Source organism: Pseudorhodoferax sp. Leaf274 (assembly GCF_001422445.1).
In the GTDB taxonomy this organism is placed as follows: domain Bacteria; phylum Pseudomonadota; class Gammaproteobacteria; order Burkholderiales; family Burkholderiaceae_C; genus Pseudorhodoferax.
Genome location: NZ_LMNA01000006.1, coordinates 56,166 through 69,724, shown reverse-complemented (window position 1 = coordinate 69,724; position 13,559 = coordinate 56,166). Strand labels below are relative to the sequence as shown.

At 70.8% G+C, this 13,559-nt stretch carries 13 protein-coding genes; 4 read left to right on the top strand and 9 right to left on the bottom strand.

Translation table 11 applies throughout. The annotated features are described in order from the left end of the window. Nucleotides 1–10: 10 nt before the first annotated feature. Both flgC and flgB read right to left on the bottom strand, forming a co-directional pair. Complete coding sequence (gene flgC / locus ASF44_RS10570) at nt 11–415, bottom strand: flagellar basal body rod protein FlgC (protein ID WP_056899185.1); 405 nt, start codon at nt 413–415, stop codon at nt 11–13. A gap of 11 nt (nt 416–426) precedes the next feature. Then, nucleotides 427–852 (bottom strand): flagellar basal body rod protein FlgB, encoded by a 426-nt coding sequence (gene flgB, locus ASF44_RS10565; protein ID WP_056899296.1) that lies wholly within the window; start codon nt 850–852, stop codon nt 427–429. Nucleotides 853–1,044: 192 nt separating this feature from the next. On the opposite strand from flgB, the gene flgA reads away from it, so the two are divergent. From flgA to ASF44_RS10545, 4 genes are all read left to right on the top strand, one after another. Beyond that, nucleotides 1,045–1,746, top strand: a complete 702-nt coding sequence (gene flgA, locus ASF44_RS10560; protein WP_056899184.1) for a flagellar basal body P-ring formation chaperone FlgA — start codon at nt 1,045–1,047, stop codon at nt 1,744–1,746. A 101-nt stretch (nt 1,747–1,847) separates the two neighbouring features. Further along, complete coding sequence (flgM, locus tag ASF44_RS10555) at nt 1,848–2,183, top strand: flagellar biosynthesis anti-sigma factor FlgM (protein ID WP_056899183.1); 336 nt, start codon at nt 1,848–1,850, stop codon at nt 2,181–2,183. 39 nt (nt 2,184–2,222) lie between these two features. Beyond that, nucleotides 2,223–2,594, top strand: a complete 372-nt coding sequence (locus tag ASF44_RS10550) for a hypothetical protein (protein ID WP_056899182.1) — start codon at nt 2,223–2,225, stop codon at nt 2,592–2,594. Between the two features lie 191 nt (nt 2,595–2,785). Then, nucleotides 2,786–3,532, top strand: coding sequence for a PEP-CTERM sorting domain-containing protein (locus tag ASF44_RS10545; RefSeq protein ID WP_056899181.1), 747 nt, complete (start codon nt 2,786–2,788; stop codon nt 3,530–3,532). 46 nt (nt 3,533–3,578) lie between these two features. Here ASF44_RS10545 and ASF44_RS10540 read toward each other — a convergent pair whose 3' ends face one another. From ASF44_RS10540 to ASF44_RS10510, 7 genes are all read right to left on the bottom strand, one after another. Further along, nucleotides 3,579–4,292: an RNA polymerase sigma factor FliA gene (locus ASF44_RS10540; protein WP_056899180.1), complete on the bottom strand. Its 714-nt coding sequence runs from the start codon at nt 4,290–4,292 to the stop codon at nt 3,579–3,581. A 19-nt stretch (nt 4,293–4,311) separates the two neighbouring features. Continuing rightward, a complete protein-coding gene (locus ASF44_RS10535; protein ID WP_156374439.1) occupies nt 4,312–5,040 on the bottom strand; it encodes a hypothetical protein in 729 nt (242 codons plus the stop codon). Beyond that, complete coding sequence (gene flhF / locus ASF44_RS10530; protein ID WP_056899178.1) at nt 5,033–6,622, bottom strand: flagellar biosynthesis protein FlhF; 1,590 nt, start codon at nt 6,620–6,622, stop codon at nt 5,033–5,035. The genes ASF44_RS10535 and flhF overlap by 8 nt, the downstream gene beginning before the upstream one ends. Further along, nucleotides 6,619–8,697, bottom strand: a complete 2,079-nt coding sequence (gene flhA / locus ASF44_RS10525; protein ID WP_056899177.1) for a flagellar biosynthesis protein FlhA — start codon at nt 8,695–8,697, stop codon at nt 6,619–6,621. Before flhA ends, flhF begins: the two co-directional genes overlap by 4 nt. Then, on the bottom strand, nt 8,697–9,908 hold the full coding sequence (locus ASF44_RS10520) for a flagellar biosynthesis protein FlhB (protein ID WP_056899176.1): 1,212 nt from the start codon (nt 9,906–9,908) through the stop codon (nt 8,697–8,699). The genes flhA and ASF44_RS10520 overlap by 1 nt, the downstream gene beginning before the upstream one ends. A gap of 93 nt (nt 9,909–10,001) precedes the next feature. Beyond that, entirely contained in the window at nt 10,002–10,523 is a 522-nt protein-coding gene (locus ASF44_RS10515; RefSeq protein ID WP_056899175.1) for a hypothetical protein, read from the bottom strand. After that, the gene (locus tag ASF44_RS10510) at nt 10,520–13,540 is read right to left on the bottom strand and encodes a hypothetical protein (protein ID WP_056899174.1); all 3,021 of its coding nucleotides are present in this window, start codon (nt 13,538–13,540) and stop codon (nt 10,520–10,522) included. The genes ASF44_RS10515 and ASF44_RS10510 overlap by 4 nt, the downstream gene beginning before the upstream one ends. Between the last annotated feature and the right edge of the window lie 19 nt (nt 13,541–13,559).

The window sequence follows — 13,559 nt, the reverse complement described above, 5'->3', positions numbered from 1 at the left end:
GGGCGCGGGCTCACTGGCCCATCTGCAGCGTCTTGAGCAGCAGCGTCTTGGCCGTGTTCATGACTTCCACGTTGTTCTGGTAGGAGCGCGAGGCCGAGATCATGTTGACCATCTCCTCGACCGCGTTGACGTTGGAGTGCGTCACGTAGCCGTCGGCGTCGGACAGCGGGTGGTCCGGGTCGAGCACCTTGCGGGCCGGCGCGTTGCTCTCGGTGACCTGGCGCACGGACACGCCGGCGGCGCTGTCGGCGCCCATCAGCGTGGTCTGGAACACCACCTGGCGCGCCTTGTAGGGCTGGGCGTCCGGGCCGGCCACGGCATCGACGTTGGCCAGGTTGGACGCCACCACGTTGAGCCGCTGCGACTGGGCGCTGATGCCGCTGCCCGAGACGCCGAAGATCGAGAACATCGACATGGCAAGGCTCCTTATTGCCCCTGGATGGCCGTCAGCATGGTCTTGGCCTGGCCGTTGATGAAGCGCAGCGCGGCCTCGTAGCGCACGGTGTTGTCGACGAAGTTGGCGCGTTCGCGGTCCAGGTCCACCGTGTTCTGGTCCAGGTTGGGCTGGGCCTGCACGCTGTAGCCGAGTTCGGGGTCGTTGCTGCCGGACAGTTCGCCGATGCGCGAGAACGGCAGGTGGCCGGCCTGCGTGCGGGCCTGGCCGGTGGAGACCACGTAGCCCTTGTCGCCGTGCATCACGTTCTTGAGCGCGTCTCCGAACTTGTAGTCGCGTGCGACGAAGCCGGGGGTGTCCACGTTGGCGATGTTGCTCGCGATGGTGCGCTGGCGCTCCGAGCGCAGCAGCAGGGCGCGGGCCTGGAAGTCCAGCGTGCCGGTCAATTTGTCCAACATGGGCATCACCTCGTGCAATGGTTGGCTCCGCCACAGGTGCGGGCGGAGCAGGGGGTGCCGGGAATTGTGGAAGTCCGCTGCCCGCGCGAAGCCGGGATGAGGGGCGTGTTTGGCGGGCAGTTCGCGGTTTCGCGCGGCGGCGGCCTGCCTACAGTTGCGGTCGTCCCATTCAAGCTTGCAGGAGGTGTCCCCATGGGCTTTGCACGAAGGCTGCGCCAGGCCGCGCTGCCGCTGATGGCGGCGCTGTGCGCCCCCGCCTGGGCGCAGTACGAACAGATCAGCCAGCAATGGGTGGACCAGGCGCTGGCCCAGTTGCCGGCCGACGCCAAGGGCCCGCTGCGCATGGAAGTCAGCGTGGGTGCGCTGGACAGCCGGCTGAAGCTGGCGCCCTGCGCCCAGGTCGAACCCTACCTGCCGCCCAACACACGGCTGTGGGGCCGCACGCGGCTGGGCCTGCGCTGCGTCGACGGGACGACGCGCTGGAGCGTGTTCCTGCCGATCACGGTCAAGGCCTTCGGGCCGGCCTGGATGCTGCGCGGGCCGGTGGCCCAGGGCGCCGTGCTGACGGCCGAAGACGCCGAGCAGGGCGAGGTCGACTGGGCCGAGGACCGTTCGCCCGTGCTGGCCGATCCGGCGCTGTGGGTGGGCCAGATCACCACGCGCAGCTACCAGCCCGGGCAGGCCATCCGCCAGTCGATGGTGCGGGCGCCGCTGGCCTTCCAGGCCGGTGCCCAGGTGCGTGTGGTGGCGCAGGGCTCCGGCTTCTCGATCAGTTCGGACGGCCAGGCCCTGACGGTCGGCGTGGTCGGCCAGGCGGCACGCGTGCGCATGGACAACGGCCGCATCCTCACGGGCACCGTGCTGGACGCCCGTACAGTCGAAATGTCCATGTGACCCGGTTTGCCAAGGAATTCGCATGTTGGCCCTCAAGTCGCTCCGGAAACTGCCGATAGCATCAGCACGATGCCCCTTCCACGGGGGCGATGGAGAGTGCAATGAAGATCGGACAGACGCCCGACCCGAACCCGGGAATCACCCCCCCGGCCAAGCGGCCCGGGCCAGAGACGGAAGCCGCCGCCCAGGCGAAGGCGGCCGCTGTCCGCACGCCTGCGGCCGCGCCGGGCACTTCGGTGAGCATGTCCACGCTGGGCAAGACGCTGGAAGCCACGCGCCGCGCGGATGCCGGCGACATCGACCAGGCCAAGGTGGACGAGGTCAAGGCGGCGATCGCCGATGGCAGCTACCAGATCGATCCCGAGGCCATTGCCGACAAGATGCTCGCCAATGCGCAGGAAATGCTGCAACCCAAGGGCCGCACCACCGGCCACTGAGGCCTGGCCCGCGCCCGGCCCTGAACCGGGGCCACCGCCATGGTGGCTGAGGGCTTTCTCCACCAGCTGGCCGAGGCCGAGGCCCAGCTCGACTCCCTGACCCATTTGCTGCTGCTAGGCGATGCACCTGCCTATGAGGCCGGCGCGCTCGCGTTCCGGCAGGCCCTGGTGCAACTGGCCCATGCCGCGGCCGACCAGCCCACGCCCGTGCCCCGCGCCGTGGCGGACCGGCTGGCCCGGCTGGCGCGCGCGCTGGTGCAGCAGCGCGACCAACTGGCGCGCCGCGCCATGGTGGTGGCGCGCAGCCTGGCCGTGGTGCTGCCGCAGAGGCAGCCGACCTACCAGGCGCCAGGGCGGCGCGCCGGCTTCAGCGGCGCCGCGCCGCAGATCTACTCGGCCCCGGCGCGCTGAAGCTATTCGGCTGCAGAACGCCCCGCAGTGCGGGGCGTTTTGCTTTGTGGGCCACGCAGATGTCAAATCGGCCGACAGATGCCGGTGTGAGAAATGTCGCAGATTTGCGCCGCGGCCTGCACATATCGTGCGCTTGTTCACGCCATTATTTGGATTGCGGCTGGCACAAATGCTGCTGTATGGCTTGCACCATGCATTCCATCAAGCAACTGATCTCGTTCGCCGTCCTCGCCACTGCCGCCGCGGCGTGCGGCGCCGCCACCGTGCGCGTGAGCTTCGATGACAACATCTTCGCCGTCGGCTCCGACAACATGGCGATCCGCTATGGCAAGAGCACGCTGGGCGTCGCCGCCGGCATGTTCAGCGGCAAGCTGTCCAACCTCAACGGCGTGCAGGCATCCACCTTCGTGCTCGGCGCGTCGGAGTTCTACGCCTACTGCTACGACCTGGACGAAACCGTCTGGGGCGGCCGCAAGGTCGACTACACGGTGAACCTGGACGGCGGCACGGCCCGCACGCTCGATTTCCTCGGGGCGGTGAACAGCGTGCTCAACACGCGCTACGGCACCAGCGACCCCTACGCCTGGCTGAACCCGCGCAGCGGCGCGGTGGCTGCTGCCATCCAGGTCGGCATCTGGGAGAGCCTGTACGACACCAGCGGCTGGAACTGGGCAGCGGGCCAGTTCGGCGTCGCCTACGGTGCGGACAGCAGCACGGCCTCGTGGCTCAACACCTTCATCGGTGCGGTCAACACCTCGGATGCGCTGGACGGCGCCTACGTGATGACGCTGGTGGCCAGCGGCGCGCAGGACATGATCACGGGCAGCGTGCCCGCGCGCGTGCAGCCCTTGGCAAGCCAAGTGCCGGAGCCCGCATCCCTGGCGCTGGTCGGGCTGGCACTGGTGGGCCTGACGGCGGTGCGCCGCCGCCAATCCTGAGTTCCGCCGCGCCCGCAGCAAACCCGCCGCGGCGGGTTTTTCGCTGTCAGTGCGCGCGCATCTTGGCGCGCAGCCGCGCCACCGACTGGCTGTGCAGCTGGCACACGCGCGATTCGGTGATGCCCAGCACGGCGGCGATCTCCTTGAGATTCAGGTCCTTCTCGTAGTACATGCTCATGATGTACTGCTCGCGCTCGGGCAGCGACTTGATGGCCTCGACCAGCGCACTGCGCAGGCGGTCGTTGCGCAGCAGGTTCAGCGGGTCGGCCTCGGTGTCGCCGGTGTGGCGGTCCAGGAAACCCTCGGCGTCCTCGTCGCCGCCCATGTCTTCCAGGTACACGAGCTGGGTGCCGCGCACCTTGTTCAACAGCTCCTGGTATTCGCCGAGCGCCATGCCGAGTTCGGCCGCGATCTCGGATTCCTTGGCGCTGCGGCCCAGGCGCTGCTCCACGCGCTGCACGGCGCGCTCGATGTCCTTCTGGCTCTTGCGCGAGCCGCGCGACATCCAGTCGCCTTCGCGCAGCTCGTCGATCATCGCGCCGCGGATGCGTTGCGTCGCAAACGTTTCGAACTGCACGCCCTGCGCCGCCTCGTAGCGCGTCAGCGCCTCGGACAGGCCGATCATGCCGACCTGGATCAGGTCGTCCAGTTCCACGTTGGCGGGCAGCTTGGCGATCATGTGGTGCGCCAGGCGGCGCACCAGCGGCACGTACTGCCGGATCATGTGCTCGCGGTCGAGTTGGCCTTTGGCGGTGTACATCTCGGTGACGGCTCGTGCGTCAAGCCATGAAGGGAACGGCACCGTTCTCCAGCAGGCGCAGCGCCAGCCGGCGCACGTCGTCGCTGCGGTGATCGGCTTGCGGTTCGCTGCGCACGGTGATCATGTCGGTCTCGCAACCCAGGAAGGTCAGGGCGCATTTTTGCAGACTTCGGCCGGTTGTACGCGCCAATTGGTCTGCATTCCTGAGCGACGAGGTGATCAGCGAGACCAGCGTAGGCGCCAGCCGGCCCTGTTGCTGGAACTGCTTGATCGTGCGGTAGCCGCGCAGCAGCGCGTGCCGGCCCGGCGCCACCGCCAGCACCGGCTGGGCCGCGCTGTCGGCCAGCACCGGGATCAGCAGTTCGGCGCGGGCGTAGACCACCAGCACGCCGCAGCCCTGGAACAGCGATCCCAGCAGGTCCAGCGGGCGTGGCTGCGCCCGGCCCAAGGCGCGCAGGCCGGCGGCGGCGGGCATCACGGCCCAGTCCGAATCCTCGGTCGCGCCCAGCGCGCCCCAGGGCGTGTGCTGCATCAGGTCCACCAGGCCCGGGTGTTCGTTGGATTCCAGGCTGGTGCCGTCCAGCACCACCGGCGGATAGCCGTAGCTTTGCAGCGCCTGGCACAGCTGCCACAGCAGGGCCTGCTCGTGCCGCTCTTCGCCCTGGCTGACCAGCGTGATGAGCCGCGCCGGAGCCGGCGGGCGGGCCTGGCGCAGGCTGGCGCCCTGGTCGGCGAACGCGTCAAGCATGGGCGCGCTCGGCACGCAGCGGGGCGGCACCGGCCGTGGAGAAGATGAAGCTCAGGTCGGCCGCCTTGGGGTCGTAGGCCGAGCGCACGTTGCTGCGCATGGAAGCTGCGACCAGCTTGGCCGCGTCGGCGCGCTCGAAGTCCTCGGGCACGCGCTGGCCGTTGCAGATGCCGCGCACCAGCAGCTGGTGGCGGATGGTGGCGTCCAGCACCGGGCCCAGCTTCACCGCCTCGTCCACCTTGGACAGGATGGTCTGCTGAACGCCGCCGGTCTTGAAGGCGCCCATCACGTCGTCGAGCTGGTCGCCCTGGCCGCCGGCGTTGACCACCAGCAGGCGCTGCACGCCGGGCAGGTCCAGCATGTCCAGCATGCCTTGCTTGCGCGGGTCGCGCGGGGCCACGCCGGTGGTGTCCACCAGCACCATCTTCTTGTTGGCCAGCAGGCCCAGCAGGTCCTGCAGCGCGGCACGGTCGTGCGCCAGGTGGGCCACCACGCCCAGCATGCGGCCGTAGCTGCGCAACTGCTCGTGCGCGCCGACGCGGTAGGTGTCCAGCGTGATCAGGCCGACGCTGGCCGCGCCGTGCACCTGCACGCAGTGCGCGGCGAGCTTGGCGGCCGTGGTGGTCTTGCCCACGCCGGTGGCGCCCACCAGCGCGAACACGCCGCCTTCGGCATACAGCGGCGCGGCCTGCGCATCGGTGTGCAGGTTGCGCTGCAGCACCTCGATGATCCAGTGCACGGCCTCAGCGGCCGATGCCTCGGCCGGCATGCGTTCGAGCAAGGCGCGCGCCAGGCTGGGCGAGTAGCCCGAGCGGATCAGCTTGAGCATGAGGTTGGACTGGATCGGGTCCTGCTTGGCCTGTCCCAGCCAGGCCAGCGTGCTGAAGCGCTCCTCGATCATCTCCTTCATCGCGTGCAGCTCGTCGACGATGCCCTGCGAGGCCGGTGCCGCCACGGGCGCGATGGGCACGGCCTGCGGGCGCGTGCGCAGCACCTCCTTCACGAACGGCAGGGCGTGCGGCGTGGCCTTGGCGGCGGGCGGCTTGGCCGCAGCGGCGGCGGCCTGCGCCGCGTTGGCGGCCTCCAGCCGCTGGGCCAGCTGGGCGAGCTGCGCCGAGGCGGCGGGCTTGCGCAGCGTCTGCACCTCGCGCTCGGCGCGTTCGGCCAGCGAGGAGGCCCTGGTCACGATCGGCGCGCTGGACGGGGCGGCCATGCGCGTGGCCGCCGGCCTGGCGGGCGCGGCGGCGGGCGCAGCCGGCGCCTCCATGGCCTCGTGGCGGCGGCGCAGCATGCGTTCGCGCACGTAGTCCTGGAACGACAGCGTGCTCATGGCCAGCTGCTCGGCATCCTCGGCCACGGGCGTCTTCTCGGCGGCGATGGCCGTGCGGCGCGGCGTGGAGCGCGGCTGCGCGGCGGCGGCCTGCTCCGGCGGCGTGCCGACGGTGTCCTCGGCCGTGGCCATGACTTCCACGCCGGTGGCGGTCTGGCGGTTGGACAGGATCAGCGTGCCCTCACCGAATGCCATCCGGGCCTTGGCCAGGGCTTCGCGCGAGGTCGCGGCGGTAAAGCGTTGGATGTTCAATTTGCACCTCTGAGGATCGGGCCGATACGGATGGAATGCGTTTCAGGGATTTCGCTGTGCCCCAGCACCTGCAGCCGGGGGGCGACGCGCCGCACCAGGCGCGAGATGGCGTTGCGGATCTGGTCGGGCACCAGGAGGCAGGCCGGCACGCCGAGTTCCTCCTGGCGCATGGCCACGTCGGCCGCGTTCTTGGTCAGCAGCTCGGCCACGCTGGGGTCCAGCGAGGGGCCGGCGGCGCTGCCCAGGGCCTGCACCAGGAGGCGCTCCAGCGCGGGTTCGATGGCGATCACGTTGAGCTCGCGGGTCGGGCCGTAGATCTGCTGCACGATGGCCGGCGCCAGCGCGATGCGCACGCGGCGCGCCAGTTCCTGGGGATCGCTCACGCTGCCGGCATGCTCGGCCAGCGATTCGACGATGCTGCGGATGTCGCGGATGTGCACCGATTCCTCCAGCAGCAGCTGCAGCACCTTCTGGAACGTGGCGAGCGGCACCATCTTCGGTACCACTTCCTCGATGAGTTTGGGAGCCAGGCGCGTCACGTGTTCCACCAGTTGCTGGGTCTCGGTGCGGCTGAGCAGACGGGCCGCCTGCACCTGCATCAAGTGTGACAAATGGGTGGCCATCACGGTCTCCGAATCAACGACCGTAAAGCCGGCCAATTGGGCGGCTTCCTTCTGGCGCTCGTCGATCCAGTGGGCCGGCAGGCCGAAGGCGGGGTCGGTGGTCGCGGTGCCGATCAGCGGCGTGCTGATGCCGCCCGGGTTGATGGCCAGGTACATGCCCGGGTAGGCCTCGCCCTCGCCGACGACCACGCCGCGCAGCGTGATGCGGTAGGCGCTGGGCTTGAGCTCCAGGTTGTCGCGCACGTGCACGGCCGGCGGCAGGAAGCCCACCTCCTGCGCGAACTTGCGGCGCACGCCCTTGATGCGGTTGAGCAGGTCGCCCTGGCGGGTCTTGTCCACCAGCGTGATGAGCCGGTAGCCCAGCTCCAGGCCCAGCAGGTCCACGGGCTGCAGGTCGTCCCAGCTGGCCTCGTTGTCGTGCGGCGCGGGCGGCGGGCCGGCCACCAAGGTGCCCTCCTTGGGCTTGTTGGCCATGCGCCAGGCCAGGTAGCCCAGCACCGAGGCCACGCCCAGGAACACCACGTGCGGCATGTTGGGCACCAGGCCCAGCAGCGCCAGGATGCCGGCCGTGATGCCCAGCGCGCGCGGCGAGTCGAACATCTGCGCCACGATCTGCTTGCCGATGTCCTTGTCCTTGCCCACGCGCGAGACCACCATCGCGGCCGCCACCGAGATCAACAGGCCGGGGATCTGCGCCACCAGCGCGTCGCCGACGGCCAGCAGGATGTAGCTGTCGGCCGCCTGGCCGGCCGACAGGCCATGCTGCAGCATGCCGATGGCGAAGCCGCCGACGATGTTGATGACCAGGATCAGGATGGCGGCGATGGCGTCGCCGCGCACGAACTTGCTGGCGCCGTCCATGGAGCCGAAGAACTCGGCTTCCTCGGCCACTTCGGCGCGGCGGCGCTTGGCTTCCTTGTCGTCGATGAGGCCGGCGTTGAGGTCGGCGTCCACCGCCATCTGCTTGCCGGGCATGGCGTCCAGCGTGAACCGGGCCGAGACCTCGGCGATGCGCTCGGCGCCCTTGGTGATCACGATGAAGTTGATCACCACCAGCACCAGGAACACGATCAGGCCGACCGCGAAGTTGCCGCCGATCAGGAAGTGGCCGAAAGCCTCGATCACCGCGCCGGCCGCGCCCGCGCCGGTGTGGCCCTCCATGAGCACCACGCGCGTGGAGGCCACGTTCAGCGACAGCCGCATCAGCGTGGTCAGCAGCAGCACGGCCGGGAAGGCCGAGAAATCCAGCGGCCGCACCATGTAGGCCGCCACCATCATCACCATCAGCGCCATCGCGATGTTGATGGTGAAGAAAGTGTCCAGCATCCACGGCGGGATCGGCAGCACCATGAGCGAGAGGATCGCCACCACCAGCACCGGCGCGGCGATGCCGCGCACATGGCTGCCGTGGCGCTGCAGCGTGGCGAGCAGGGCTTGCGGGGAGGTTGGCATCAGCGTGGCTCCACGGGGCGCAGTTCATCCAGCGGCGCGTCCGGGTCGGCGGCGCCGGCGCTGGTCTCGGCCACCACCGTCTTGCCCAGCGGGTCCAGCTCGGGCGGCACGAAGGGTTCGGGCTGTTCCTCGGGCATGGGGCCCTCGCCGCGCATCGCCGCCTTCAGGCGGTAGACGTAGGCCAGGATCTGGGCCACGGCCGTGTACAGCGCCGAGGGGATCTCGCCCTCCAGCTCCGCATGCGCGTACAGCGCGCGCGCCAGCATGGGCGACTGCAGCACCGGCACCGCGTGCAGCTGCGCCACCTCGCGGATGCGGAAGGCCAGCAGGTCGGCGCCCTTGGCGATCACCTGCGGCGCGGCCATGGTCTTCTCGTCGTAGCGCAGCGCCACGGCGAAGTGGGTCGGGTTCATGAGCACGAAATCGGCCTTGGGCACGGCCTGGATGCTGCGGCGGTTGGCGATCTCGCGCGCGCGCTGGCGCAGCTTGCCCTTGAGCTGCGGGTTGCCCTCGGATTCCTTGTGCTCCTGCTTGACCTCCTGGTGCGACATCTTGAGCCGCGACTTGTGCAGGAACAGCTGCATCGGCACGTCGAACATGGCGACGGCGAAGATCACCAGCAGCAGCAGCGACACGCCCTTGGTCAGCCAGTCGCCCAGCAGCACGATGGAGCGCGGCGAGGGCTGCAGCACCATCATCGCCACGGTCTCGATGCTGCCCTTGAGGTACAGCCAGGACACGATGCCCAGCACGACGGTGATGGCCAGCAGCTTGCCGGTCTCCACCACCTTGTCCTTGGTGAACATCTTGCCGAAGCCGCTGAGCGGGTTCAGGCGGCTCAGGTCGGGCGTGATCGGCTTGGTGGTGATGACCCAGCCGCCGGCCGCGATGGTGCTGCCCACGGCGGCCACCAGCACGATGGCGGCCAGCGCCAGCGCCACCACGAGGCCGGCCAGCGTCATGCTCTGCAGGCGGTCCAGCATCTGCAGCGGGTGCAGCAGCGTGTCGGCGCCGAAGCGCAGCTGGTGGTGCAGCGCCAGCTGCAGGCGGCCGAACATCCAGGGGGCCAGCGCCAGCAGCGCGAAGGCGCCCACGCCCAGCACCGCGAGGTTGCCCAGGTCGCGCGAACGGGCGATCTGGCCATCCTTGCGCGCCTGTTCGAGCTTGCGCTCGGACGCGGGCAGGTTGCGGTCTTGGCTGCTGGATTCCATGGATGTGGCTCGGGATGGGCCGCATTGTGGAAAACCGGGGCCGCCGCGAAGGCGCGATAAGAAGGGGATTGGCGGGCCTGATCCCCGGCCGCGTCAGCGCGGTCCCGCGGCGTGCGAGGCGTATTCCGTCGAGATGGCGAACTCGCCGTCGGCCACGAACTCGCACAGGCTTTCCAGCGAGGCCTTGAGCGAGCCAGACAGGCTGATCTTCTGCTCCACGCCGACCTTCTGCAATGCCAGCCGCTCGCCGCCAATGGTGATGAAGGGCCGCACCCGGGCCAGCGCGCCGTCGATGGCGGCCTGCAGGTAGGCGTTGAGCTTCTCGGTGAGCGATGCGCTGATGTCGGCGAACCGGCCGGCGACGGCGGTGCCGGCCTCCTGCAGCTGGACGGCCAGCTTGTCGATCAGGGGCTGTGCCGCGGCGCGCCCGTCGCGGTAGGCACGCGTCAGCGCGGTCTCGGCCGCGTCCCAGAGCCGGTTCACCCAGTAGCTGGCGTCGTCGCCCAGCGGGGAGTTCAGGACGCCGACCGGCAACGGGGTGTCGTTGCCCATGGCGCGCGCGGCGCGCAGCGCGTTCTGGAAGATGGTGTCGTCGAGGACCAGCAGGTTTGTCATGTCGGATGTCCAGGGGTGGCCGGGCAGACGTCCCAGCCGGCCGGGGTGGGTTGGAAAAGGTGCACGCCGTGGGCCTGCAGCGCGGCCGCCAGCGCATCGGCGGCGGTGCCAGCCAGCGGCGCGCGGGCGGTTGCCAGCAGCAGGTCGATGGTGTCGCTGCGCAGGTGCGGCACACCGGCGGTGAACTGCGCGAAGCCCTCGTCGACCAGGCCCCGCGCGAGCGCCGCGGCGCCGGGCAGCAGCGCCGCCAGCATGGCGTGCGAGGCCGCGGCAACGCGGGCGCGCCGCATTCCGGTGTCCAGCGTGCGGCGCGTGCGGTCGGCCACCCGCGCAACCCAAGGGGCCATGTCGACAGGATCGGCCTCGGTGTGCCAGGGCACCGGTTCGCCGAGCCAGTGCAACGTGCGTTGCAGCGCGCCGTCTTCCGCGAAGAACTGCTCGCCGACCATGCGTTCGGCCGGCGTCGGGTGCAGCCGCATGCGCAGCATGGCGCGCAGGTGGGCGGCCCGCCCGGCATCGGCCTGCAACGCGGCATCGGCCTGCGGCGTGGTGCCGCGCACGGCGAACCAGTCGCCGTAGCGCATCGCGAGCAGGTGCGTGGGCTGGCCTGGCACCACCAGTCCCATGAGGTCGATGACGCGGGTGACCTGCATGCGCGGCTCGGCGGTGTCGGCATGGCGCTGCGCCACCGCCTGCGCGTCGTCCACCGGGATCGGCTGCCACAGCAGGTTCGACGACGGCCTGCCCGTCTCCACATGGGCGTCGGTGGTGCGCAGCTGCAGCGTCAGCGCGGCCTCGGCCGCATCGGGATCGACGACCAAGTGGAACGACGCGTCGGTGCGGCCGATCGGCAGCAGGCCGCCCATGGTGATGCGCTCGTCGACCAGGGTCTCCAGCCGCTGCTGCATGGCCACGGCGGGGGCGCTGCGGCGGTATGCGGCCATGGCCATGGCATAGCTGTCGGCCAGGGCGGCGCAGCTGCCGCCCCAGGCCGCGCGCGTCTGCGCGTCCTCGGGGGTGTTCCAGCTGGCCAGTGCCTGCGTCATGCGGTCCCTGATCCAGGCTGCCTGCTTCTCGCCGACCGGCGCGTCGCCAGGGGCCGGGGCCCTCAGCGCGAAACCTTCCCATACCAGCGTGCTGCCGCCTTCGTCGGGCGAGGATGGCGCGAGGAACAGCGCCAGCACGTCTGCGCCCACATCGGCCAGGCCGCGCACCCAGTCGGCCATGGCGTGGCGTGCGGCGCGCTCGAATGTTTCACTGGGCAATGCAAGGTCGGGAATGGCCGGCGAGGTGGAAAAGCGCGTGGCGTGCAGCAGCAGGTCGAATGCCTGGGCGCCATGCAGCGGCGTGCCCAGCGTGCGGCGCCAGCTGGCCAGCACGCTGCGCACGGCCACGTAGCCGGCGAAGTACGGCCTGCCGTCGTGCCGCAGCACCTGGTCGAGCCGCATGGGGCTGCGCCGGCCGATGGCCTGGGCGCAGCGCTGCTCGAACTCGCGGACATGCGCGTCGACCTGGGCACGCACCTGCGCGGCCGTGCCGTCGCCCTGGGCCATGAAGTCGACCATGCCGCGCAGGGCCTCGGCCACGCGGTGGATGCGGCTCGGGTCGGCGGCCGGGTCGGCCGCCGTCTCGCCGAACACGGCCAGGCCTTCGAGCCAGGGCGTCCAGACGTCCTGCAGGGCGCGCGCCTTGGCGGCCAGCTCGACGCCGATCTCCGCCCGCATCAGCTGGCCGGCGTCGCCCGCCGGCAGCGGCGCCGGCCCCTGGCCCACGCGGCGCAGCAACTCCTCGCGCGGCGTGCCGGGCTGCACGGCGAGCGACCACAGCGTGCCCTCGTTGTCGTGGTTGGCCAGGCGCAGGCAGGTGAGGGCGCCCCCCAGGTGCCCCAGGTAGCTCAGCACGTGCGTGATCTCGTGCGCCAGCTCGACCAGGTGCCGGTCGAAGTCGCGCTCGCGCAGGAACGAACGCGAATGCGGCACGGCGCGCCGATGCGCGGGGTGCTCCAGGGTCCAGGTGATGGGGTCGACGCTGGCCGCCGCCAGCACGGGCGGGCTTTCCAGCGCGTGCAGCGCCTGGTCGATCTCGAGCTCCCAGCGCTGCAGGCCCACCTGCTCCGCCAACTGCGCCGCATGGTCCTGCAGCCGCCCCGTGGCCACGCGCGGCTGCCATTCGGCCAGGCCGATGTGCTGGGCCAGGCCAGGCGGCTGGTGTTCCGCGTCGACCAGGAGCAGCAGTGGCACCGCCAGCACGTGGAGCCAGTCGCGCATGCGCACGTGGTCCACCAGGGTCCGGGCCACCTCCGAGCGCCAGGGCTGCGGGCACTGCTGGAGCCGCTCGATGGCGATCTCGGTCAGCTTGAAGGCCCGCAGGCGCTGGCCGGCGTCGGCGTCGGCGATCTCCTGCACGGCCTTGGCCAGCGCCATGGCGCAGACCGCCACCTGGTGGGGGCGCTTCGCCGCCAGCGCCAGCGCCATGCCCTGGCCGGCCACGCGTTCGCGCAGCGCAGGCAGGGCCGGACCGGCCGCGTACAGCGCAAGCGCCAGGAAGTCGTAGGCCTGGTCGGGCTGCTCCATCTCCGCCAGCGCGTCGGCCGCGGCGGCCAGCTGCACGGGCAGGTCGGCGGCATCCGCTGCATCCGCGGCGTGCGCGGCGTGCGCGGTCGTGCCGTCCCACGCCATCCAGCCCAGCAGCGACAGGACGCCGCAGGCGGCGTCGAGCAGGCGGTTGCAGGCGTCGTCACCGGTGCTGGGGTGCAGCTCGCGCCGCGCGCCCAGCGTGACGGCGTGGTCCGCGGCGCGGGCGTCGTCCCATTGCGCGAGCAGCGACAACAGGTAGGCGGCCCAGATGCCGCAGGTCGGCGCCGGCGGCCGGCCGAGGGCCTGGAAGAAATCCTGGCGGGGCCGGCTGGTCAGTCGCTGGAGCGCGCGGTCCAGCCGCTCGGCGTCGGCGCTGTCCTGCGGGATCTGCTGCAGCGCCTGCTGCAGGAAGGGGAGGATCCGTTCCGCCAGGGTGGTCACGGGGCGCTCCAGGTACGGC

What these genes read in the sequence shown, in the direction of transcription:
- flgC (WP_056899185.1), bottom strand. Translation starts at nt 415, where the DNA reads ATGTCGATGTTCTCGATCTTCGGCGTCTCGGGCAGCGGCATCAGCGCC.
- ASF44_RS10550 (WP_056899182.1), top strand. Translation starts at nt 2,223, where the DNA reads ATGGTGGCTGAGGGCTTTCTCCACCAGCTGGCCGAGGCCGAGGCCCAG.
- flgM (WP_056899183.1), top strand. Translation starts at nt 1,848, where the DNA reads ATGAAGATCGGACAGACGCCCGACCCGAACCCGGGAATCACCCCCCCG.
- ASF44_RS10520 (WP_056899176.1), bottom strand. Translation starts at nt 9,908, where the DNA reads ATGGAATCCAGCAGCCAAGACCGCAACCTGCCCGCGTCCGAGCGCAAG.
- flgA (WP_056899184.1), top strand. Translation starts at nt 1,045, where the DNA reads ATGGGCTTTGCACGAAGGCTGCGCCAGGCCGCGCTGCCGCTGATGGCG.
- ASF44_RS10535 (WP_156374439.1), bottom strand. Translation starts at nt 5,040, where the DNA reads ATGCTTGACGCGTTCGCCGACCAGGGCGCCAGCCTGCGCCAGGCCCGC.
- flgB (WP_056899296.1), bottom strand. Translation starts at nt 852, where the DNA reads ATGTTGGACAAATTGACCGGCACGCTGGACTTCCAGGCCCGCGCCCTG.
- flhA (WP_056899177.1), bottom strand. Translation starts at nt 8,697, where the DNA reads ATGCCAACCTCCCCGCAAGCCCTGCTCGCCACGCTGCAGCGCCACGGC.
- ASF44_RS10540 (WP_056899180.1), bottom strand. Translation starts at nt 4,292, where the DNA reads ATGTACACCGCCAAAGGCCAACTCGACCGCGAGCACATGATCCGGCAG.
- ASF44_RS10545 (WP_056899181.1), top strand. Translation starts at nt 2,786, where the DNA reads ATGCATTCCATCAAGCAACTGATCTCGTTCGCCGTCCTCGCCACTGCC.
- ASF44_RS10515 (WP_056899175.1), bottom strand. Translation starts at nt 10,523, where the DNA reads ATGACAAACCTGCTGGTCCTCGACGACACCATCTTCCAGAACGCGCTG.